The 23,008-nt window shown below is 68.3% G+C and carries 19 protein-coding genes; 18 read left to right on the forward strand and 1 reads right to left on the reverse strand.

Features of this window, described 5'->3' with window-relative positions:
* Positions 1-3 precede the first annotated feature (3 nt).
* The 13 genes from ABV408_RS15600 to ppk1 all read left to right on the forward strand — a co-directional run bounded on the left by ABV408_RS15600 (position 4) and on the right by ppk1 (position 12,761).
* Positions 4-681 carry an SPOR domain-containing protein gene (locus tag ABV408_RS15600; RefSeq protein WP_353979802.1) on the forward strand — a complete coding sequence of 226 codons (678 nt, stop codon included), beginning with the start codon at positions 4-6 and terminating at the stop codon, positions 679-681.
* Between the two features lie 605 nt (positions 682-1,286).
* Positions 1,287-1,805 carry an ATP-dependent protease subunit HslV gene (gene hslV / locus ABV408_RS15605; RefSeq protein WP_035475675.1) on the forward strand — a complete coding sequence of 173 codons (519 nt, stop codon included), beginning with the start codon at positions 1,287-1,289 and terminating at the stop codon, positions 1,803-1,805.
* A 14-nt stretch (positions 1,806-1,819) separates the two neighbouring features.
* Positions 1,820-3,193 (forward strand): ATP-dependent protease ATPase subunit HslU, encoded by a 1,374-nt coding sequence (gene hslU, locus ABV408_RS15610; protein WP_353979803.1) that lies wholly within the window; start codon positions 1,820-1,822, stop codon positions 3,191-3,193.
* Between the two features lie 350 nt (positions 3,194-3,543).
* Positions 3,544-3,927, forward strand: coding sequence for a DUF971 domain-containing protein (locus ABV408_RS15615; protein WP_353979804.1), 384 nt, complete (start codon positions 3,544-3,546; stop codon positions 3,925-3,927).
* Positions 3,928-4,081: 154 nt separating this feature from the next.
* Positions 4,082-4,828, forward strand: coding sequence for a bifunctional demethylmenaquinone methyltransferase/2-methoxy-6-polyprenyl-1,4-benzoquinol methylase UbiE (ubiE, locus tag ABV408_RS15620; RefSeq protein ID WP_035475680.1), 747 nt, complete (start codon positions 4,082-4,084; stop codon positions 4,826-4,828).
* 2 nt (positions 4,829-4,830) lie between these two features.
* The gene (locus ABV408_RS15625) at positions 4,831-5,481 is read left to right on the forward strand and encodes an SCP2 sterol-binding domain-containing protein (RefSeq protein ID WP_353979805.1); all 651 of its coding nucleotides are present in this window, start codon (positions 4,831-4,833) and stop codon (positions 5,479-5,481) included.
* Positions 5,478-7,100: a ubiquinone biosynthesis regulatory protein kinase UbiB gene (gene ubiB / locus ABV408_RS15630; RefSeq protein ID WP_353979806.1), complete on the forward strand. Its 1,623-nt coding sequence runs from the start codon at positions 5,478-5,480 to the stop codon at positions 7,098-7,100. The genes ABV408_RS15625 and ubiB overlap by 4 nt, the downstream gene beginning before the upstream one ends.
* A 207-nt stretch (positions 7,101-7,307) precedes the next feature.
* Complete coding sequence (locus ABV408_RS15635) at positions 7,308-7,649, forward strand: phosphoribosyl-ATP diphosphatase (protein ID WP_353979807.1); 342 nt, start codon at positions 7,308-7,310, stop codon at positions 7,647-7,649.
* Positions 7,650-7,706: 57 nt separating this feature from the next.
* Complete coding sequence (tatA, locus tag ABV408_RS15640; protein WP_353979808.1) at positions 7,707-7,976, forward strand: Sec-independent protein translocase subunit TatA; 270 nt, start codon at positions 7,707-7,709, stop codon at positions 7,974-7,976.
* A 6-nt stretch (positions 7,977-7,982) separates the two neighbouring features.
* Positions 7,983-8,471, forward strand: coding sequence for a Sec-independent protein translocase protein TatB (gene tatB, locus ABV408_RS15645; protein ID WP_353979809.1), 489 nt, complete (start codon positions 7,983-7,985; stop codon positions 8,469-8,471).
* The gene (tatC, locus tag ABV408_RS15650) at positions 8,468-9,247 is read left to right on the forward strand and encodes a twin-arginine translocase subunit TatC (protein WP_353979810.1); all 780 of its coding nucleotides are present in this window, start codon (positions 8,468-8,470) and stop codon (positions 9,245-9,247) included. The genes tatB and tatC overlap by 4 nt, the downstream gene beginning before the upstream one ends.
* Positions 9,248-9,490: 243 nt before the next feature.
* Positions 9,491-10,498, forward strand: a complete 1,008-nt coding sequence (gene hemB / locus ABV408_RS15655) for a porphobilinogen synthase (RefSeq protein ID WP_353979811.1) — start codon at positions 9,491-9,493, stop codon at positions 10,496-10,498.
* Between the two features lie 55 nt (positions 10,499-10,553).
* Positions 10,554-12,761, forward strand: a complete 2,208-nt coding sequence (gene ppk1, locus ABV408_RS15660) for a polyphosphate kinase 1 (RefSeq protein ID WP_353979812.1) — start codon at positions 10,554-10,556, stop codon at positions 12,759-12,761.
* Between the two features lie 378 nt (positions 12,762-13,139).
* Here the strand turns inward: ppk1 and ABV408_RS15665 are convergent, their stop codons facing one another.
* Entirely contained in the window at positions 13,140-15,332 is a 2,193-nt protein-coding gene (locus ABV408_RS15665) for an alkaline phosphatase PhoX (RefSeq protein ID WP_353979813.1), read from the reverse strand.
* A 285-nt stretch (positions 15,333-15,617) separates the two neighbouring features.
* On the opposite strand from ABV408_RS15665, the gene ABV408_RS15670 reads away from it, so the two are divergent.
* The 5 genes from ABV408_RS15670 to gspF all read left to right on the forward strand — a co-directional run bounded on the left by ABV408_RS15670 (position 15,618) and on the right by gspF (position 22,990).
* Positions 15,618-17,324 (forward strand): hypothetical protein, encoded by a 1,707-nt coding sequence (locus ABV408_RS15670; RefSeq protein ID WP_353979814.1) that lies wholly within the window; start codon positions 15,618-15,620, stop codon positions 17,322-17,324.
* Entirely contained in the window at positions 17,321-17,827 is a 507-nt protein-coding gene (locus ABV408_RS15675; RefSeq protein ID WP_353979815.1) for a hypothetical protein, read from the forward strand. The genes ABV408_RS15670 and ABV408_RS15675 overlap by 4 nt, the downstream gene beginning before the upstream one ends.
* Entirely contained in the window at positions 17,824-20,043 is a 2,220-nt protein-coding gene (gene gspD / locus ABV408_RS15680; RefSeq protein WP_353979816.1) for a type II secretion system secretin GspD, read from the forward strand. Before ABV408_RS15675 ends, gspD begins: the two co-directional genes overlap by 4 nt.
* Complete coding sequence (locus tag ABV408_RS15685) at positions 20,040-21,548, forward strand: ATPase, T2SS/T4P/T4SS family (RefSeq protein WP_353979817.1); 1,509 nt, start codon at positions 20,040-20,042, stop codon at positions 21,546-21,548. Before gspD ends, ABV408_RS15685 begins: the two co-directional genes overlap by 4 nt.
* A gap of 233 nt (positions 21,549-21,781) precedes the next feature.
* Positions 21,782-22,990 carry a type II secretion system inner membrane protein GspF gene (gene gspF / locus ABV408_RS15690; RefSeq protein ID WP_353979818.1) on the forward strand — a complete coding sequence of 403 codons (1,209 nt, stop codon included), beginning with the start codon at positions 21,782-21,784 and terminating at the stop codon, positions 22,988-22,990.
* Positions 22,991-23,008 lie beyond the last annotated feature (18 nt).

The following is a 23,008-nucleotide window of genomic DNA, read 5'->3' on the forward strand; positions in this document are numbered from 1 at the left end:
AGGATGGCCAGACGCCCCGCGCAGAACTCACGTGCCGCGCCCAAGGGCGCGACTACCCGCGCCCGCGCGCGCAGTTCAGGCAATAGCCAGGGGGTCAGCGGTATCCCCGGCTGGCTGTGGGCGATCGCCGGCCTGATCGGCGGTTTCGCGCTGTCGCAGTATCTCGATCACACCTCGCCGGAGCCGGTGGCCGCAGTGGTACCCAAGCCGGCCAGCCAGTCGAGCAGCAGCGCGTCCAGCGGCGGCGGCAGCGAGAGCGGCAAGGCAGGCACCAGCAGCGCCCAGCCGGCCACGCCCACCTTCGAGTTCTACACCCTGCTGCCGGAAACCGAGGTGATCGCGCCGAACAGCAGCAGTAGCAGCAGCCCCGAGGCCACCGCCAAGGCCAACCAGGAGGCAGCGGCCGACGATGCCGCCAACCAGACCAAGCAGCCCGCCGCGACCGGCAGCTACATGCTGCAGGCGGCATCGTTCCGCGATATCGCCGATGCCGAACGGCTCGCCAACCGGCTCAAGGATTTCGGTCTGCTGGCCAAGATCACCGACGTGCGCGCCAACGGCAATCAGATCTGGCACCGGGTCCAGGTCGGCCCCTATCGCGATACCCGCGAGCTCAATCGGGCCCAGGATCTGATGGTGACACAGGGTATCGAGCCGCTGATGATCCGGCTGCAGAACTAGGCTCTGTACGAAAACTGCCTGCGCTCGCCGACTTTTCGTACAAACCTTACGGGCTCTCTCCTCTGGGATCTTGTCTGCCCCGGGCCTAGTTGGCCCGGAAGTCTTTCCGCCCTGCCCGCCTTGGATCGCTCAAGCCGATCGATCCGGGGCGGAGAGGCGCTGCCCACGCATCTTCCCACGCTCCTACCCAACCAGCTCTTTTCCCGTCTTCGACCTATCTATCCAGATTAGAGCCCATTTCCAACCCCATCCGACGATGGGCGCCGGGGGTAGGGCAAAGCGAGGGTCCTTTGCCAGGGATGGCAAAGGTAGCGCCCAGGGAAGGGTTTACAGCGCCCTCGCGACGCCCTGCCGCCGGATAAGCCCACGTCGTCTAGCGGTTGTGAAAGGCGCTCATAGATCGGCCGCCCCGCCACCTTCGATAACCCGCTTAGCTTGATTTCCGTCCCGACTGCCCGCACCTCTGCCAGCACGGCGCATCGCGATCTCGCGATGCCGCGCGTCTTTTTCGGCGCCGTCGGGTGGTTGCCGGCCGCCCGACCCACAGCGGTCGCGGCGGATCGTTTCAGATCGGCTCCCGACGGCGCGCCATAAGGAGTAGCTTGATGACCACAATCGTATCCGTGCGCCGTGGCGACCAGGTCGCGCTGGCGGGAGATGGCCAGGTATCGCTGGGCAACACGGTGATGAAGGGCAATGCCAGCAAGGTCCGCCGGCTCTATCGTGGCCAGGTTCTGGCCGGTTTCGCCGGCGGCACCGCCGACGCCTTCACCCTGTTCGAACGCTTCGAGGCCCAGCTCGAGAAGTACCAGGGCCACCTGACCAAGGCCGCGGTGGAGCTGGCCAAGGAGTGGCGTACCGACCGTGCCCTGCGCCGCCTCGAAGCGATGCTGGCGGTGGCCGACAAGAGCGCTTCGCTGATCATCACCGGCAACGGTGACGTGGTCGAACCGGAGCGCGGCATCATCGCCATCGGCTCCGGCGGGCACTTCGCCCAGGCCTCGGCCCGCGCACTGCTCGAGAACACCGAGCTCGGCGCCCGCGACATCACCGAGAAGTCGCTCAACATCGCCGCCGACATCTGCGTCTTCACCAATCACCACATCACGCTCGAAGAGCTGTGACGAGAGCGAGTGCCATGACCCAGGATACCCAGAACGCCCTCCCGGCACCGACCGACACGCAGTCGGCGATGACCCCACGCGAGATCGTCCATTCGCTGGACCAGTACATCATCGGCCAGCACGACGCCAAGCGCGCGGTGGCGATCGCCCTGCGCAACCGCTGGCGCCGCATGCGCCTGGACGCCGACATGCGCGGCGAGATCGTGCCCAAGAACATTCTGATGATCGGCCCCACCGGCGTGGGCAAGACCGAGATCGCGCGGCGTCTGGCCAAGCTCGCCGGCGCCCCCTTCCTCAAGGTCGAGGCGACCAAGTTCACCGAGGTCGGCTACGTCGGCCGCGACGTCGAGTCGATCGTGCGCGACCTGATGGAAATGTCGATCAAGATGGTGCGCGAGCAGGCCAAGACCGAGGTCCGCAACAAGGCCGAGGATGCCGCGGAGGAGCGCATTCTCGATGCCCTGCTGCCGCGCCCGCGGGGCAGCGAGTACGACAGCGGTCGCGACGACTCCGGCACGCGCCAGGTGTTCCGCAAGAAACTGCGCGAAGGCCAGCTCGACGACAAGGAGATCGATATCGAGGTCACGCCGGCGAGCCAGGGCATCGACATCATGACCCCGCCGGGCATGGAGGAGATGACCAACCAGCTGCAGAGCCTGTTCGCCAACATGGGCAAGCAGAAGACGGAGAGCCGCCGGGTCACGGTCAAGGAGGCGTGGAAGCTGCTGCAGGACGAGGAAGCCGCCAAGCTGGTCAACGAGGAGGAGATCAAGCAGCGCGCGCTGGAAGCGGTGGAGCAGAACGGCATCGTGTTCCTCGACGAGATCGACAAGGTCGCCAAGCGCGGCGAGTCCGGCGGCAGCGGCGGCGACGTCTCCCGCGAGGGCGTGCAGCGTGATCTGCTGCCGCTGATCGAGGGCTCCACCGTCTCCACCAAGCACGGCATGGTGCGCACCGACCATATCCTGTTCATCGCCTCCGGCGCCTTCCACCTCTCCAAGCCCTCGGACCTGATCCCCGAGCTGCAGGGGCGCCTGCCGATACGGGTCGAGCTCACCGCCCTGACCCCGGACGACTTCAAGCGCATCCTGACCGAGCCCTCGGCGGCGCTGACCAAGCAGTATCAAGCGCTGCTCGGCACCGAAGGGCTGGAGGTGCAGTTCACCGAAGACGGCATCGCGCGGATCGCCGAGATCGCCTGGCAGGTCAACGACGGCACCGAGAACATCGGCGCGCGCCGCCTGCACACGGTGATGGAGCGGCTGCTCGAGGAGGCCTCTTACCAGGGCGGCGACTTCACGAGCCCCTTGGTGGTGGATGGCGCCTACGTCGACGCCCAGCTCGGCGAGCTGGCGGTGGACGAGGATCTGTCGCGCTATATTCTGTAATTCCGAGCGCCGCGGGCATGCCAAGCGCGTGCCCGCAGCCATATCGCCACGCGGCCTCGACGCCCGCAGGACTCGATACACATAGCGCCTATTTCCAGCCCCTCTGACGATGGGCGCCGGGGGCAGGGCAAAGCGAGGGTCCTTTGCCAGGGATGGCAAAGGTAGCGCCCAGGGAGGGGTTCACAGCGCCCTCGCGACGCCCTGCCACCGGATGAGCCCACGTCTTCTAGCGGTTGTGAAAGGCGTTCTAAGGCCTGATGGCCTGCGACGTCTCGGGGCTTGCGGGCGTCGTCCGTCGCGCCGCTCGTCTTCTTCACATGGGCGCCTGCACCGCGCCAGGAGGTTTCGCCATGTCCGCCCCCGTCCCCACCCGCGTGCACTACCACAAGCGTGACCGTGAGCTCGAACTCGGCTATGCCGACGGCAGCAGCTACCGCCTGGCGATCGAGCTGCTGCGGGTCTACTCGCCCTCGGCCGAGGTGCAGGGACATCACCCCAGCGAAGCGGTACTACAGACCGGCAAGCGCCATGTCGGGCTGCTCGACGTCACTCAGGCCGGGCGCTATGCGCTCAAGCTGCACTTCGACGACGGCCACGACAGCGGTCTCTACACCTGGGACTACCTTTACGAGCTGGCGACCGAACAGGAGGCACGCTGGACCGACTACCTGGCGCGGCTGGCACAGGCCGGGGCCTCGCGCGAGCCGAGCACGATCCAGATCCATCAGGTGTGAGGACGCGGCGCCGCGGCGCAAAGACAAGGCCCGGGCCAGACGCTACAATGCACCATCGACCGAGTCAGCGAAGACTCGTCCCGCCTGCCCTCGCCGCGGCCGCCGTTGACGGCGTTCGCGCGGCGATCTACAGCGTCTTTTCGGGGAGAAGCACATGGACAAGCGCACGACCGACTTCGGCTACGAGCAGGTCGCAGTCGAGGAGAAGGCCGCCCGGGTGGCGGACGTCTTCCATTCGGTGGCCGCGCGCTACGACGTGATGAACGACCTGATGTCGTTGGGTATCCATCGGCTATGGAAACATCTCACCCTGGAGCGCAGCGGGGTCCGCGCCGGCCATCGGGTGCTCGATATCGCCGGCGGTACCGGCGATCTGACGCGCCAGTTCGCCAAGCGCGTCGGCCCCAGCGGCCGGGTGGTGCTGGCCGATATCAACGCCTCGATGCTGCGGGTCGGGCGTGACAAGCTGATCGACAGCGGCGTCGGTGACAACGTCGAGTACGTGCAGGCCAACGCCGAGAGTCTGCCGTTCCCCGACAACAGTTTCCACTGCATCACCATCGCCTTCGGCCTGCGCAACGTCACCGACAAGGATGCCGCGCTGCGCTCGATGACCCGCGTACTCAAGCCCGGCGGGCGTCTGCTGGTGCTGGAGTTCTCCAAACCGGTCAATGGCCTGCTCTCCAAGGCCTACGACCAGTACTCGTTCCGGGTACTGCCGCAGGTCGGGCGGCTGGTCGCCAACGACGCCGACAGCTACCGCTATCTGGCCGAGTCGATCCGCATGCATCCGGACCAGGAGACGCTCAAGGGCATGATGCAGGCCGCCGGACTCGAACGCGTCGAGTACACCAACATGACCGGGGGCATCGTCGCCCTGCACCGCGGCATCAAGCTCTGAGCATGGCTGGCGTGGTCGACAACTTCACGCTGGTGGCCGCGGAGCGGGCCATCGCGCGTCTGCTGGCGCGGGACCCCGCGACCCCCGCACGCCTGCGCCCCCTCGCCGGCCGCAGCCTGCGCCTGGTGAGCGCCACCCCGCCACTGGCGCTGCGGATGGGCTTCACCGACACCGGCATACGCCTCTCCCGGATCAGCGACTGGCAGCAGCACGACGACCTGGTGATCGGCGTCGACCGCCACGTGCTCGAGCGCTGGGTCGCCGGCGATTCGCTGGAGCGTCTGCTGTTCAACGGCGATCTCGACGTCAGTGGCGATACCGGCATGCTGGCGCCGCTGCAGACGCTGCTGCTCGACCTCGACCTCGACTGGGAGGGCGCGCTGGCCCAGACCCTCGGCGCCACGCCGGCCCACGGCCTGGCCCGCGGGCTCGGCTATCTGACCCGCCAGGCGCGAGCCAGCGCCGGCGAGTGGCAGCAGGACTGGCGCGAGTATCTGTTCGAGGAAGCGCGGCTGGTGCCCGGACAGGATCAGCTCGAGGTCGCGCGTGATGCCCTGAGCGCGCTACGCCTGCGCATCGACCGTATCTCGGCGCGGGTCACCCGTCTCGAGCGCGAACACACGGCCAGTGCCGCACAGGAGCCGCGCCCATGAGTCTGCGGCTGATGCGTATCGCCTGGACCGTCTCACGCTACCGGCTCGACACCCTGGTGCCCCAGGAGCGTCTGCCGCCGGTGCTGCGCTGGCTGTGGCGCTTCGCCCCGGCCCGGCTCATCCCCACCGGCAGCCACACCCGCGGCGAGCGGCTGCGGCTGGCACTGGAGTCGCTGGGGCCAATCTTCGTCAAGTTCGGCCAGATGCTCTCGACCCGACGCGATCTGCTGCCGCCGGACATCGCCGACGAGCTCAAGCGGCTGCAGGACCAGGTGCCGCCATTCCCCGGCGAAACCGCCCGCGCCATGGTCGAGAAGGAGCTGGGCAAGCCGGTCACCGAAGCCTTCGCCAGCTTCGAGACCGAGCCCATGGCCTCGGCCTCGATCGCCCAGGTGCATGCCGCCGAGCTGCATAGCGGCGAGCGCGTGGTGGTCAAGATCATCCGCCCCGGCATCGAGCGCACCATGCGCGAAGACATCGGCCTGCTCTATACCGTGGCACGGCTACTGCGCCGGGTGCCGGAGGCGCGCCGCCTGCGCCCGGTCGAGGTGGTCCAGGACTACGAAGCGACGCTGTTCGACGAGCTCGATCTCAACAAGGAAGCGGCCAACACCTCGCAGCTCAAGCGCAACTTCCAGAGCTCGCCACTGCTCTACGTGCCCAGCATCTACTGGTCGCTGACCCATCGCCAGGTGATGGTACAGGAGCGCATCGAGGGCATTCCGGTGGCCGACGTGGAAGCGCTCAAGGCCCAGGGCACCGACCTCAAGAAGCTCGCCGAGCGCGGCGTGGAGATCTTCTTCACCCAGGTGTTCCGCGACAACTTCTTCCACGCCGACATGCACCCCGGCAACATCTTCGTTTCCCGCGAGAATCCCACCGAGCCGCGCTATATCGCCATCGACTGCGGCATCGTCGGCAGTCTCACGCGGGAAGACCAGGACTACCTGGCGCGTAACCTGCTCGCCTTCTTCCGCCAGGACTACTACGAGGTGGCGGTGTTGCACATCGAGTCCGGCTGGGTCGGCGAAGGCACCCGGGCCAACGAGTTCGCCTCGGCGATCCGTGCGGTGTGCGAGCCGATCCTGGAGAAGCCGCTCAAGGACATCTCCTTCGGCCAGGTGCTGCTGGGCCTGTTCCAGACCGCACGCCGTTTCCACATGGAAGTGCAGCCGCAGCTGGTGCTGCTGCAGAAGACTCTGCTCAATATCGAAGGGCTGGGGCGCCAGCTCTATCCGGATCTCGATCTGTGGAGCACCGCGCGGCCCTATCTCGAGCGCTGGATGCGCGAACGCGCCGGCCCCAAGGGCTTCTGGCAGACGCTCAAGAAACACGCCCCGGAGCTGGCACATCAGTTGCCGGAGCTGCCGGTGCTGGCCCACCAGGCGCTCTCCGAGCGCGAGGAGCAGCGCCGCCAGCGGCGCCAGCAGACCGCCGCGCTGAGTGGCCTGCAGCTGCGCTTCGAACGTGCCAGCGCGCGCGCCCGACGGCTACGCCTGGGGCTCTTGCTGCTGGCGCTGGCGCTGGGCTGGCAGCCGATGCTCGGCTGGGCCGAACAGCAGCCGTGGCCGGTGGTGGTCGCCGCCGTACTGGGAGTGGCGCTGCTCGCCTGGCGCTGAGCGCGGGCCGTCCACCGCGGCCCGCGCCTGCGAACCGCTTATTTAGGGTTTGCACGAAAAGTCGGGGAGCGAAGGCAAGACAAGGAAAAAATTGGCGAAAAAGCGGAGTTTACGAGCTGTAAATGAGCACATTGAGCTGATTTTTGACGCCGTATTGTCGAGCGCAGACAGTTTTCGTACAAAGCCTAGACTCAGGATTGTCATCTCATGAGTGATACTCTCGAACAATTGGCCGCCGTGCTCGCCGAGCGCCGCGACGCCGACCCGCAAAGCTCCTACGTCGCACAGCTTCATCACCGGGGTCTCAACAAGATCCTGGAGAAGGTGGGCGAAGAGGCGACCGAGACGCTGCTTGCCGCCAAGGACGTCAAGGCCGATGATGAGCAGAGTCGGCAGGCGCTCGTCGGCGAAGTCGCCGATCTGTGGTTCCACAGTCTGGTCATGCTCTCGCATCTGGAGGTCGACCATCGTGCCGTGCTCGACGAGCTGGCCCGACGCTTCGGCGTCTCCGGCCTGGACGAGAAGGCGGCGCGGCAGCCAAGCCGGTAAGCTCTATCAAGCATCAATCGTGTAAGCGCCTCGGCGCACGCCTCAAGGAGTAAGGTTATGTTGGGTGGTATCAGTATCTGGCAGCTGCTGATCGTGCTCGGGATCATCATCTTGATCTTCGGCACCAAGAAACTGCGCAACGTCGGCAGCGATCTGGGCGGCGCGGTGAAAGGGTTCAAGAAGGCGATGCACGACGAGGACGAGAAAGAGAAGTCCGAGAGTACCGCCCAGCAGCGTATCGACCACTCCCAGCAGGCGTCCCAGGACAGCCGCTTCGATAGCGACGAGATCAAGTCGGGCGCCGACGACAAGGCCGAGCGCAAGTAAGCGGCGATGTTCGATATCGGCTTTTTCGAACTGCTGCTGATCGGCATCGTAGGCCTGCTGGTGCTGGGGCCGGAGCGCTTGCCGATTGCCGCCCGCACCGCCGGGCTGTGGATCGGCCGCATTCGCCGCAGCGTCGCCAACATGCAGCGCGAGATCACCTCCCAGCTGGAGGCGGAAGAGCTGCGCCAGAAGCTCGCCGAGCAGCAGCGCAAGCTCGACGAGGGCGTCGGCCGGGTCAGGCAGGAGGTCGAGCAGGGTCAGCGCCAGCTCGACGAGGGCGTGGGTCGTGCTCGGCACGAGGTCGAGAAGACCCTCGGTACCGACGAAGCTCGCCGCGGCAGCGATGAAGCCCGCCCCGGCACGGCACGCGCCACATCGGCCGATTCGACAGCGGCCGACGCCGCGACGCCCCCAGCCGACCCGCTGCCACGCGCCACGGATGACCTGCCGGCGCCGACGAGCAGTACCGAGGACAAGGATTCGAGTACCCGATGAGTGACGCCTCACGCCCACCGGAGGAAGAGCAGCCGCAGGCCCCGCTGATCGAGCACCTCATCGAACTGCGCTCGCGCCTGATGAAGGCGGTGATCGTGGTGATCGCCATCTTCGCCGTGCTCTACGCCTTCTCCAACGATATCTACCGTTTTGTCGCCGAGCCGTTGATCGCGCTGCTGCCAGCGGGCTCGCGCATGATCGCCACCGAGGTGACCTCGCCGTTCCTGGCGCCGTTCAAGCTCACCATGGTGGTCTCGATCTTCGCCGCCGTACCGGTGATCCTGTATCAAGCCTGGGCCTTTATCGCCCCGGGGCTCTACCGCCACGAGAAGGCCATCGCCTTTCCGCTGCTGGCATCGAGCATCGTGCTGTTCTACTGCGGTGCGGCCTTTGCCTACTATGTGGTGTTTCCGCTGCTGTTCAGCTTCTTCGTCCACACCGGCCCGCAGGACGTGCAGGTGATGACGGACATCAACGCCTATCTCAATTTCGTGCTGAAGATGTTCTTCGCCTTCGGCGTGGCGTTCGAGATCCCCATCGCCACCTTCCTGCTGATCTGGACCGGCATCACCGACGTCAGGAGCCTGACCAAGAAGCGCCCCTACGTGATCCTGATCTGCTTCGTCGTCGGCATGCTGCTGACCCCGCCGGACGTCATCTCGCAGAGCCTGCTGGCGGTGCCGATGTGGCTGCTGTTCGAAGTCGGCATTATGTTCGCACGCCTGGTACGCCGGCGCCGCGCCCACGTCGACGCAGACGCAGACGCAGACGCCTAGCGCCGACCTGGCGGTCCGATCACCGCCCGGGACTCGATGGCCGTGGCCGATGAGCCCCGCGCGGCCGCTCTCTCCGTTTCCTTCTCTCCGCCCGGTTCTCTCCGCCCTGTCCGGCACAGGGTTGTTATACTGGGCAAACCCCATGATGCTCATGTCATCGTTTTGTCATTCGACGCTGATAGCGTTGCCTTCGGCGTCGCGGGGCGGTGTCACACCCGTCTCGTCGCTTCTGTGGAGATCCCCATGCGTCATTCCCTGTCCCGTCAGTACCCCGCCACCCGGATGCGTCGACTGCGCAAGCGTGAGTTCTCCCGCCGCCTGGCGCGGGAGTCGGCCCTGACCACGGACGATCTGATCCTGCCGGTATTCGTGCTCGACGGCGAGAATCGCCGCGAGGCGGTCCCCTCGATGCCCGGCGTCGAGCGGCTGTCGATCGACGAGCTGCTGCGCGAAACCGAAGAGCTGATGGCGCTGGGGATTCCGGCGATCGATCTGTTTCCGTTCACCCCGCCGGAGAAGAAGAGCGCCGACGGTGCCGAGGCGTGGAATCCGGACGGGGTCATCCAGCGCGCCATCCGCGCGCTGCGCGAGCGCTTCCCGGAGCTCGGCATCATCACCGACGTGGCGCTCGACCCCTACACCACCCACGGCCAGGACGGCATTCCAGACGAGCACGGCTACCTGCAGAACGATCGCACCATCGAGGCGCTGATCAAGCAGGCGCTGTCGCACGCCGAGGCCGGCGCCGACGTGATCTCGCCGTCCGACATGATGGATGGCCGCATCGGCGAGATTCGCGCCACCTTCGAGCGTGAAGGACTCCACGAGACCCAGATCATGGCCTACTCGGCCAAGTACGCCTCGAAGTACTACGGCCCCTTCCGCGACGCCATCGGCTCCAGCGGCAATCTGGGTAAGGCCGACAAGTTCAGCTACCAGATGGACCCGGCCAACACCAACGAGGCGCTCCACGAGACCGCCCTCGACATCCAGGAGGGTGCCGACATGGTGATGGTCAAGCCGGGCATGCCCTATCTGGACGTGGTCCAGCGGGTCAAGGAATCGTTCGGCGTGCCGACATTCGTGTATCAGGTCAGCGGTGAATACGCGATGCACATGGCCGCCTTCGAGAAGGGCTGGCTCGACGCCGACAGCGTGATCCTGGAGTCGCTCACCTGCTTCAAGCGGGCCGGTGCCGACGGCATTCTCACCTACTTCGCCAAGCGCGCAGCGCAACTACTCAACGCCTGACCACCGCGGGCGCGTCCGCCCGGGTGCGGGACATCATCATTGTGGAGAACAGACGATGACGGACACCCAGGACACGCCCAGCCCAGGCCGAGAACTCGCCAGCCCCAGCGGGCTGGTCGACGACGGCAGCTCGCCGCCCCTGCGGGTCAACCGCACCCGCAAGGGCATCCACGCCAAGGCGACCCCCTCGCCGCAGGCGGACCTGAGCGATCCCACGCTCTATTTCAACCGCGAGCTGTCGCACCTGCAGTTCAACATCCGCGTGCTCGAGCAGTCGCTGGACCCCTCGCATCCGCTGCTCAATCGGCTGATGTTCCTGCTGATCTTCTCCTCCAACCTGGACGAGTTCTTCGAGATCCGGGTCGCCGGCCTCAAGCACCAGCTGGCCCTGGCCAACGAAGAGGTGGGCGCCGACGGTCTGCCCCCGGCGCGCACCCTGGAAGAGATCTCGCGCATTGCGCATGAGCAGGTCGACCGCCAGTACCATATTCTCAACGACGCCCTGGTGCCGGCGCTGGAGGAGCAGAACATCCGCTTCCGACGCCGTTCGCAGTGGACGCCGGCCCAGGCGGCCTGGGTCGCCGACTACTTCGAGGAGGAGATCGCGCCGGTGATCAGCCCGATCGGGCTGGACCCCTCGCACCCCTTCCCGCGGCTGGTCAACAAGAGTCTCAACTTCATCGTCGAGCTCGACGGCACCGACGCCTTCGGCCGCGAGGGGGGGCTTGCGATCCTGCCCGCGCCGCGCTCGCTGCCGCGCCTGATCCGTCTGCCCGAAGCGCTGTGCGAGGCGGGCTTCACCGACTATGTGTTCCTGTCGTCGATGATCCACGCCCATGCGCATGAGGTGTTCCCGGGCATGGAGGTGGAGGGCTGCTACCAGTTCCGCCTGACCCGCAACGCCGACCTCTCGGTCGACCCGGAAGAGGTCTCGGACCTGGCCTCGGCGCTGCGCGGCGAGCTGCTGGCTCGGCGCTACGGCAGCGGCGTGCGCCTGGAAGTGGCCGACAACTGCCCGGACAACCTGATCGACTTCCTGCTCAGGCAGTTCGAGCTCGGCGAGGCGGATCTCTATCGAGTCAACGGGCCGGTCAACCTGACCCGGCTGATGTCGGTGCTGGATGACGTCCAGCGCCCCGACCTGCGCTACCGCTCCTTCACCCCGGGGCTGCCCAAGCAGGTGCGCGGCGACGTCAACCTGTTCTCGATGATCAGCCAGGGCGATATCCTGCTGCACCATCCGTTCCAGTCGTTCACCCCGGTCGAGGAGCTGCTGCGCCAGGCCGCCCGCGACAGCGACGTGATGGCGATCAAGCAGACGCTCTATCGCACCGGCGCCGACTCCTCGATCGTCAGCGCGCTGGTGGAAGCGGCGCGTGGCGGCAAGGAGGTGACCGTGGTGATCGAGCTGCGGGCACGCTTCGACGAAGCCGACAACCTGGCACTGGCCTCGCGCCTGCAGGAGGCCGGCGCCATCGTCATCTACGGGGTGATGGCCTACAAGACCCACGCCAAGATGATGCACATCGTGCGCCGCGAGAAGGGTGAGCTGCGCCACTATGCGCACCTCGGCACCGGCAACTACCACGCCAAGACCGCCAAGCTCTACACCGACTACAGCCTGATGACTGCCAACGAGGCGCTCTGCGAGGACGTCCACCGCGTCTTCCAGCAGCTCTCCGGCATGGGCAAACCGCGCAAGATCAACACTCTGCTGCACGCCCCCTTCACCCTCCACGACACCCTGATCGCGATGATCGAGCGCGAGGCCAAGCTGGCCGAGAGCGGCAAGAAGGCGCGTCTGGTGATCAAGTGCAACGCGATCACCGAGCCCAAGTTGATCCGCGCGCTCTACCGCGCCTCACAGGCCGGCGTACGCTGCGATCTGATCATCCGCGGTATGTGCTGTCTGCGCCCCGGCGTGCCGGGTATCTCCGAGAACATCAACGTGCGCTCGATCATCGGCCGCTTCCTCGAGCATACCCGGGTCTACTACTTCAGCAACGACGGTGCCCACGAGGTGTGGTGCTCCAGCGCCGACGCCATGGAACGCAACATGTTCCACCGCGTCGAGACCTGTTTTCCGCTGCTCGACAAGAAGGTCGCCCAGCAGGTGCGCAAGGACCTCGATACCTACCTGCTCGATAACTGCCAGAGCTGGGTGCTCGACAGCGAGGGACAGTACCACCTGCAGGAGAGCGGTGACGCCGAGCCGATCAGCGCCCAGGAAACCCTGCTCTACGCCTACGCCAGCCAGGCTTGAAGTGCCGTTCGCCGTGCCCTCGGGCGCGGCGATCGCCCTGCCGCAACGTGTCCGCCAGCCAGACACTCGGCAAGCCTGTCACAGCCGATAGCCGAAGTGGGCTTATCCGGCGGCAGGGAATGGGGGTGGAAAAGGACGCTTAGCCCTCGCCCTATCCAGCACCATCGATATCGCCATCTCAACCGCTCGTCAGATCGACATACCTGTGTTCTCAAGCCTCTGTTCTGCCCCCTCGGCTGCCCGCGTCGCGAGCACTCAGATCCCGCCTACCCGGACCATCGGGTCACGCTGAATGCGCGCCCTGAACGAAAAAGGGCCGCGCAGTGCGCGGCCCGAGGCTCGAATGACGAGCGCGTTGCGTGACGGTATCGCCGTGGATCAGACCGCGATCTCGCCGCCATCACGCTTGCGGATCACCACGGTGGCGGCACGCGCGCGCACGCTGCCCGACTCCGGGATGGCGACCGTGGCATCCTGCACGTTGGCGTCCGGGTCGGCCGGCCAGTTGCCCGGATGCTGGATGTTGATGAACAGCGAGGTCTTGTCCGGCGTGGCGAAGATACCGGTCACCTCGCAGCCGTTGGGGCCGACGGCGAAGCGCTTGAGCTGGGCCTGGTCGGCGGCATCGATCACCGCCTTGTCCCCAGGGCCGCGGCTGACGTTGCCCGGCACCACCGCCAGCACCTGGTCGTTGGTGTAGTCGGTGACGTTGTCGTAGCCGTTGTCGGTCTCGATCCACAGGATGCCGCGGCCATCGCCGCGATCGTCGTACCACAGGCCATCGGGGCTGGCGAACTGGTTGAGCTCGGTTAGCCCCGAGAAGTTGTCGGGATCATTTTCGGCGGCGCCGAACACGAACACCTCCCACTCGAAGTTGGTGCCAGCCGGCGACGGCTCGCGCCAGCGAATGACCTGACCGCCCTCGTTGTCGGGCCGCGGGTTGGGGCCGTTGACCGGGGCCGTGGCGTAGCCCACGCCCAGCGCCTCGATGTCGCCGCCCCCGTTGGTGTAGGTGGCGGCGGTGCCCTCGGCGGTACGCTTGGAGTTGTTGGTCAAGGTCATGTAGACCTCGCCCGAGGAGGGGTCGACGGTGCCCCACTCAGGGCGGTCCATCGGCGTCGCGCCCATGAAGTCGGCGGCGTCGCAGGTGTTGATGATGACCCCGGCGAGATCGCGCTCGTTGGCCAGATTGAGCGCCTGCCACAGCGGCCGGCCGTCCTGGGTGGTGGCGTCCGGGGTCAGCGGCAGCCAGTCGCCGCTGCCATCGGCGTTGAAGCGCGCCACGTAGAGGGTGCCCTCATCGAGGTACTTGGAGCCGATCGCCAGGCGGTCGTAGTCCTGGCCCGGGCGATTGGCGTCCTGGGGGTCCCACTTGGCCTTGGAGACGAACTTGTAGATGTACTCGTTGCGCGAATCGTGGCCGGAGTAGAACACCACCGGCTCGCCCTCGATCACCTTGCCCGGCCAGCAGCCCTCGTGGCGGAAGCGGCCGATATGGGTGCGCTTGAGCGCGGCAGCCTCGGTGCCCACGCTGGCGGTGTTGCCGTAGGGGTCGATCTCCACCACGTAGCCGAAGGTGCGCGGCTCGTTGCGGTAGTCGCCGGCGGCGGAAGCCGCGCTCGGCGTGGCGTTGAAGCGCGCGAACTCCCCGTTGGTGCCACCCTGGGCGGTCTCCCAGCCGTAGCGGGCGCGGCCCTCGGGCAGGCCCAGGCGATCGTCGTCAGGGTAACGGTCGCTCGCCTTGGTGAAGACATTGGGCCAGTTCTCCTCACAGGTGAGGTAGGTGCCCCAGGGGGTGAAGCCGTTGGCGCAGTTGTTGTTGGTGCCGCGGGTGCGGGTGCCATTGGTGGAGTAGGCGGTGACCACGTAGTCGCTACCGCGTACCGGGCCGGCGAGCTCGATCGGCGTGGCCGAAGTGATACGACGGTTGTAGCGCGAGCCGCGCTCTTCACGCCACTGGCCGTTGGCATCGAGCATCAGCTTGACCAGGGTCACGCCGTGGGCGTTGATCTCGGTGCGCACTTCATCGGCCGGGCGCGCGCCGCTGTCAGCATTGGTCGGGCCGCCCTGGGGCGCCCACAGCGCGCCCTGATCGATGTACTCGTTGTTGAGCGCCATGATGAATTCACGCGAGGCGCTCTCTTCGCTCAGCGCGAAGTTGTGCATGCCGTCGTGGTTCATGCCCACGCTGGCCGCCTGGTAGTCGGGCGTCACGCTGCGGTCCGCGGACCAGGCGCCAACGCTGTTGTCGAGCGGCGTCCCCCAGGGGATCACCACCTGGGCGACATAGCCTTCGGGCACCACCACCCCATTGGTGCGCGAACCGCGAATCGAGGCGAACGCCAGCGCCAGCGGCGTGGCTTCTGAAGAGCCGCCGCCGGCGCTGCCGTTGTCGTTGCTATCGTCGCTGCTGCAACCGGCCAGACCGAACCCGCCGAGCAGGCCCATGGCCGCCAGCCCGGCCCCGCCCTGCATGATGCCGCGACGCGAGACACGGCGGGAGAGTACCGACGTGAACGGCTCGTTGCCGCTCTGGTTGAGAACGCGATGATCCTCGATTTCCTTGCTCATGGGGTGTCCCCTCTCTGTGAGTGATCCACTAATGACGGTCGACTGATGCCATGGCGCCCGAGCCGGCGATGCGCGCCGCCGGCCACTTGGCGTCCCGGTGACTGCGGTCACCGGGCTGCGTTACCCGGAGGCAACTTAGAGCAGCAACGTGACAACGCCATGACGACTTGGCGGCAGCGCCGCGCCCGCTGCGCGGTCACGAAACCGTCATCTCCCAGTCATTAGGATGCCGAGTCCGGCGGCGGCGAAGACCGCACGCCGCGTTGGATCATTCGCGGGAGCCCCATGATCGACCCCCTTTCTATCAACGCTCCGGCCACCAGCGGTCGACGCTGCGACCCGACCCGCCGCCGCCTCATCGGCGCCCTGCTGGGCGCGGGGCTCGGCGCCGGCATGGGTGGCGTGCTGAGCGGCTGCGCCACGCCGATGACAGGCGCCGCACGCGCCTCGGCACCCGGACGCCAGGTCGAGCTGCTCTATGTCGCCGATACCCTGGAGTGTCTCGGCCCCACGCGGATCGTCGCCCCCGCCACCTATCTCGGCCCGGCGGAGCTGCTCGGTGCCGCGCCCTGGGCCACCGCGGACGGCGTGACCACGCTGGCCGGCAGCGCTGGCGCCGAATGGGCCGACCTCTATACCCCACGACGCGCCGCGCGGCGCCATACCGCCGGCTATGGCGGCCTGGCCGCCCAGCTCGCGCAGCTGCGCCGTGAACTCGGCGCCGAGCGCACCCTGACGCTGGAGAACGGCCAGTGCTGGAGCGGCAGCGGCCTGGGGCATCTCGCCAACGGCAGCGTCGGCGTCGCCGCCAGCCGTCTGCTCGCCAGTGATGCCCGGGTCAGCAGCGACGAGCGCGTGCTCTGGCCGCAGCGGGCCGCAGCGCTCTACCGCGACTACGCACGCCCGGTGCTGGGCAATCTGGCCGCGCCGCCCGCCGGCGTCAGCACGGCGACCCGCTTCGAGCGCGACGGCGTGCGGGTGGCGGTGGTCGGCGCCAGCGATCCCAACGCTCTGGATGAAACTCGCCCCCTCGACCAGTGGTACCAGGCCCTGGCCGAGAGCGTGGCCAAGGCCGCCGAGGACGCCGAGCTGGTGGTGCTATTGGCCGATACCGGCAGCGCCACTGCGCGCTGGCTGGCCGGACGCCTGCCGCGGGTCGACCTGGTGCTGGGCGCCCGCGGCCAGGATTTCTGGCCCACGCTGATCGCGGTGGACAACCCCCACGGCGCCCCGGTGCCGCTGTGTCTGCCCGGCAGCCACGCCAGCGGCTTCTTCCATCTCAGCTGCCGCAGCACCCGGAGCGGCTGGCAGATCCACGCCGAGTTCCAGCGCAACGACGTCACGCCGGACGCCGCGGCTGGCGAGCTGCAGGCGCGCTTCGACGCCCTGCGCGCGCCCTACGCCGGCTGGCTCGACCGCCCGCTGGGCCGTGCCCCCGGCTGGCTGTGGCGGCGCGACAGTGTCGGCGGCAGCTGGGATGGCCTGATCGCCGCCGCCCTCAGCGCCAATAGCGACGTCACCCGCGCGCTGCTCCCGGGGCTGCGCCACGACACCCTGCTGGCCCCCGGCGAAACGATCACCCGCGACCATCTGTGGCGCCTGAGCGGCGGCCATCCGGCGCGGGTCGTCGACCTCACGCCGGACCCCGACGCGCTGAAGCGCCTGCTCGAACGGGCACTGGACAGCAGTCTTGGCCTGCCGCTGATTCTCAATGACAGCCGCGACCTGCCGCGCCTCTCGGCGACCCGCTGGACGCTCGACTACGGCGCCGCCGCGGGGGCACGTGCCCATCTCGAAACGCTGCCGGCAGGGCTCACCTGGCGCAGCTTCAGCGCCCGCCCCCAGGCCGGCGGCGAGCCGCTGTGGCAACGCCTGGAGCGCTATCTCGGCGACCACGGCGGCACCCCGCCGGCTCCCACGCCGCCGAGCGTCGAGGCGCGCTACGTCGAGGGCCATCCCGGCTGGCATCCACAGGCGCGCCTGAGCGTATGACGCCCCCGGCCTGGCTGAACGCCCCGGCACGGTGGCTGGCGCTGTGTCTGCTGGCGTGGCTGGCGGCCCAGGCGCTGAGCGGCACGGCGCGTCTGCTGGCCCCCGCGGCCCCCGGCGCGGCACCGACACCTTTCATCCTCGACCCCGCCGCGCTGCCACCGCTGCCCGCCGCCTGGCAGCCGCAGGCCACCATGGCGGACCGGCGCATCCCGCTCACCGACCTGCCCTACCGGGTGATCGGCCGGGCGCTGAGCCGGGGCGCGAACTCGCTGGTGGTGCTGGCAACCCCCGACGGCCAGCGCGCGCTGATGCCGGGGGATCGCATCGCCCCGGGCATCACCCTGGCACGTATCGATGGCGAGGGCGTGGTGCTCTCGCGCGGCGGACGTCTGGAGCGCCTGGCCTGGCCGGAGCCTGACGCCGCGCCCCGCGGGGCCATCGTCCGCGTCGAGCCGAGCATACCTGCCGCCGCTTCATCCACGCTTTCGGAGTCATCCCCATGAGGCCCCTGCCGTATCGACTGGTGGTCACACTGCTACTGGCCCTGCTGCTCCCGACCCCGGCCCTGGCCCAGTCACAGACCCAGCCCCCCGCGGATGACACCAGCGCCACGGCGGCGGACGCCACCCCGCGCTACGACGTCGACTTCCAGCAGACCAGCCTGCGCGAATTCATCGACAGCGTGGGGCGAATCACCGGCCACGCCTTCATCGTCGACCCGCGGGTCCAGGGCAACATCTCGTTGACCAGCCAGCGTCGGCTGAGCGCCGACGAGCTCTATCGCCTGTTCCAGAACGAACTGCAGATCAACGGCTACGCCACGGTACCGCTCGCCGACGGCCAGGTGCGCATCGTGCCGGCCCAGGCCTCGCGCACCCAGCCGCTGCCGCTCGGCGACGCCGCCCAGGGGGCCAACGTCGCCACCAGCGTGATCGCCACACGCAACCTCGACGCCGCTACCCTGGCCGGCGTGCTGCAGCCGCTGGTCGACAGCCAGGTGGGGACGGTCACGCCGTGGCCGGAGAGTCATCTGGTGGTGGTCACCGACTGGCGCGACAACCTCCGGCGGCTGACCCAGCTGGCCGAACGCCTGGACCGCCAGCGCGATCTCCAGGCCGCGGTACTCCCGCTCGAGCACGCCACCGCCGACGAGCTCGCCGGTACCCTGGATACACTGATGCAGCGCGAGGGTGGCGGTCAGGTGAAGGTGGTGGCCAACCCCCGCGCCAACGCCCTGGTGGCCTACGGCGACCCCGCCGGGCTGGCGCGGGTGCGCCAGCTCGCCGCCTCGCTGGACAAGCCCCAGGCCGAGGCGCAGCAGCGCAACACCCGGGTGATCTATCTCGACAACGTCAGCGCCGAATCGGTGGTCTCGGTGCTCGGCGGGCTGACCGGCGAACGCCCGCAGAACGCGGGCAGCGCCAATCCCCAGGGTCAGGTGCAGCAGCTACTGCAGCGCGCCAGCGGCGGCGATAGCGCGCTGCAGGGCGGCAGCCTCGCCAGCGCAAGCAGCGGCATGGGTAGCCGCGTCGGGCTGCCTGCGCTACCGGACGCCACCAGCCGCAATGCCGCGCTCGCCGGCACCCTCGGCAGCGGCGACGACGCGGTCGGCTTCGCCGTCCACCCCTCGACCAACGCCCTGGTGCTGATCGGCCCTCCGGCACGGCTCGACGCCTACGCCAGCATCATCAAGAAGCTCGACATCCGCCGCGCCCAGGTAGCGGTAGAGGCGATCATCGCCGAGATCACCGAGTCGCGCGCCAAGCGCCTGGGCGTGCAGTGGCTGTTCGGCGATCTCTCCGGCAGCGGCACGGTGCCGGTGGGCGGCTTCAACTACGCCGCCGACGGCCAGCCGGGGATCAATGCCATCGCCGGCGCCGCCGCGCGCAACGACACCAGCCAGCTGGCGCGGCTGCTCGGCAGCATCACCGGGGCCAGCGCCGGGGTGGGCCGGATCAGCGACAGCGGGGTGAGCTTCGCCGCCCTGCTCGGCGCGCTGCAGAGCGACAGCGAGACCAATCTGCTGTCGACGCCCTCGCTGACCACCCTCGACAACGCCCAGGCCTACATCCTGGTGGGCCAGGAGGTGCCTTTCGTCACCGGTTCCACCACCTTCAACGAGAACCCCTACCAGATCATCCAGCGCGAGGACATCGGGGTCAGCCTGCGCATCCGCCCCTCGATCAGCTCCGACAACACCATTCGCATGGACATCGTTCAGGAGGTGTCGTCGATCGACCCCAACGTCCAGGCCTCCGACGTGGTAACCAACAAGCGCGAGATCGAAACCTCGGTGATCACCCGCGACGGCGGCATCGTGGTGCTCGGCGGGCTGATCAGCAACGCCGGCAACTCGACCTCGGCGCAGGTGCCGCTGCTGGGCGACATTCCGCTGCTCGGCAAGCTGTTCCAGTACAACCGCGACGAGCAGGAGAAGCGCAACCTGATGGTGTTCATCCGCGCCCGGGTGCTGCGCGACGCCGCTCAGATGGACAGCGCCACCGCCGACAAGTACCGCTACATGCGCGCCCAGCAGCTGCTCGCCGGCTTCGACGACGACCAGGCGCTGGCGCCCTGGGAGACGGCCACCACCGTAGCCGGCGGCACGGCGGCTTCTGGATCAGGGATGGCGAGTGCGGCGCCGAGCGCGCCGGGGCAGCCGCGCTGGAGCACGCTCTTCCCCGACCAGCGCAGCCGCCTGGGGAGCCTGGCGCCATGACCGCGACCGCGGCCTTCAGCGCCGGCGACGATCTCGCGCCGCTGCCCTACCGGCTGGCCAAGCGCGCCGGGGTGGCGTTGGCGCCGGGCAAGCATGGCTACCGCCTGCTGTGTCGCGACACACCGTCGCCGCTGCAGCTCGAGGTACTCCAGGACATCCAGCGCCGCCTGGGCCGCGCCGAGGGCTGCGAGTGGCTCGACGGCGATACCTTCGAGGCGCGTCTGGCCGCGCTGCACGACGGCGAGCGTGCCGACAACGCGGCGCTGCTGGAGGGGCTGGCCGAGCACGTCGACCTCGACAGCCTGATGCAGGAGCTGCCACGGGCCGAGGATCTGCTCGAAAGCGAGAACGAAGCGCCGGTGATCCGACTGATCAACGGCGTCTTCTCCGAGGCCCTGCGCCTGGCCGCGTCGGACATCCACGTCGAACCCTTCGAGCGCGAGCTGGTGATCCGCCTGCGGGTGGATGGCGCCATGCGCGAGGCGCTGCGGCCGCCACGGGTGCTGGCGCCGGTGCTGATCTCGCGGATCAAGGTGATGGCGCGGCTCGACATCGCCGAGAAGCGCCAGCCCCAGGATGGCCGCATCACGGTGCGCGCCGCCGGGCGTGACGTCGATATCCGTGTCTCCACCCTGCCCGGCATCCACGGCGAGCGGGTGGTGATGCGTCTGCTCGACAAGCATGCCGCGCTGCTCGACCTCGACCGCCTGGGCATGCCGCCGGCGGTGCTCGAACGCTATCGCCGGGTGCTCCAGCAGCCCAACGGTATCCTGCTCAACACCGGGCCCACCGGTTCGGGCAAGACCACCACGCTCTACGCCAGCCTCAATGCGCTCAACGACCGCAGCCGCAATATCCTAACCGTCGAGGACCCGGTGGAGTACGCCATCCCGGGTATCGGCCAGACCCCGGTCAACCCCCACGCCGGGCTCACCTTCGCCCGTGGCCTGCGCGCCATCCTGCGCCAGGACCCGGACGTGATCATGATCGGCGAGATCCGCGACCTGGAGACCGCCGCCACCGCGGTGCAGTCGAGCCTGACCGGCCACCTGGTGCTCTCGACGTTACACACCAACAGCGCGCTGGGGGCGATCGCGCGGCTGCGCGACATGGGCATCGAGCCGTTCCTGCTGGCGACCAGCCTCAAGGGGGTGATGGCCCAGCGCCTGGTACGCCGGCTATGTCCGGCGTGCAGTGAGTGGCGCCCGCGCCGTGCCGACGACGCCCAGTGGCTGCCCGGCATCGACACCCTGGCGCGGCTGGCCGAGCCCCAGGGCTGCGAAAGCTGCGACCACAGCGGCTATCGCGGGCGCCTGGGCCTTTACGAGTTCATCCCTATCGATGCCCACCTGGCCAGCCTGATCCACGAACGCGCCCCCGAGGCGGCGCTGGCCGAGTACGCCTTCTGCCAGGCCGGCGCCCAGAGTCTGGCGCAGGCGGCACTGGCGCGACTGGCGGCGGGCGAGACCGCCCTCGACGAGGTACTGCGTGCGATCCACCGCTGAGCTTGCCCCCGCACTGACCTCAAACTGCCATCGAGCGTCAGTCAGACTACGGCGCCACACGTCCATCCCCTCTTTCTTGAGGCCGTGTCTGAAAAGTCCGACGAGCGAAGCCCAGACAAGGCAAAAATCGGCGAGAGGGCGGAGTTTACGGGGGTGTAAATGAGCATCTCGAGACGATTTTTAACGCCGTATGGGCGAGCGCAGTCCTTTTCAGACATGGCCGGGGAGGGCCCATGCCTACCTATCGCTATGTGGCCCTGAGCCCCGACGGCCGCCGTCAGCGCGACGTGCTGCAGGCCGAGAGCGAGCGTCAGGCGCGTCAGCTGCTGCACGAACGGGGTCTGTTCCCGCGCCGCCTGGCGCTGGTACGTGGCGCCGATTCCCCGGGTCGCAGCGCGGGCCGCGGGCGCCTCGATACCACCAGCCTGGCGCTGCTCACGCGCCAGCTGGCGACCCTGATCGACGCCGGCATCCCGCTCAGCGACGCCCTCGACGCCCTTACCCGCCAGGCAGAGCGCCAGCGCGAACGCGCGCTGCTGCTGGCGGTGGGCAACCGGGTGCGCGAGGGCCACTCGCTGGCCGACAGCCTGAAGCCCCACGCGAGCTTCGATCTGCTCTACCGCTCGCTGGTCGCCGCCGGCGAGCGCGCCGGGCGCCTGGCGCTGGTACTCGAACGCTTGGCCGATCACCTCGAGCGGGTCCAGGCGCAGCGCCAGAAGGCGCGCACCGCGCTGGTCTATCCGCTGGTGCTGGCGGGGGTCTCGCTGGCGGTAGTGAGCGGGCTGATGACCTGGGTGGTGCCACGCCTGGCACAGCAGTTCGAGCGCTCCGACATGGCGCTGCCGTGGCTGACCCGGCTGATGATCGGCCTCTCCCACCTGATGCTGAGCCTGGGTCCGTGGCTGCTCGCGCTGTTGCTGCTGGGCGTGCCGCTGGCGGCGCGGGTACTGCGCCGCCCGGCGCCGCGGGCGCGGCTCGATGCCCTGCTGCTCGGCCTGCCGCGCCTGGGCGAGCTGATCCGGCTGCTCGATACCGGACGCCTGACCCGCACCCTGGCGATCCTCACGCGCAGCGGCATCGCCCTGCTGGAAGCACTGCGGGTGAGCCGCGACACCCTGGGCAACCACGGCATGCGCGAGGCGGTGGCGCTGATCGAGCAGCGCGTCGAGAGCGGGATCAGCCTGCACCGGGCGATGCAGGAGTCGGGGCGCTTCTCGCCCTCGCTGCTGCACATGGTCGCCAGCGGCGAGGCCAGCGGCACCCTGGACCGCATGCTCGAACGCATCGCCGACGCCCAGGAGAGCACCTTCAACCGCCGCGTCGACATGGCCCTGGCGCTGTTCGAACCGCTGATGATCCTGGTCATGGGCGCGGTGGTGCTGACCGTGGTGCTCGCCATCCTGCTGCCGATCATGCAGCTCAACAGCAGCGTGGCGCTGTAGCGCCATGGCAGACACGCA

It is taken from the genome of Salinicola endophyticus, from assembly GCF_040536835.1.
Classification (GTDB): domain Bacteria; phylum Pseudomonadota; class Gammaproteobacteria; order Pseudomonadales; family Halomonadaceae; genus Salinicola; species Salinicola endophyticus_A.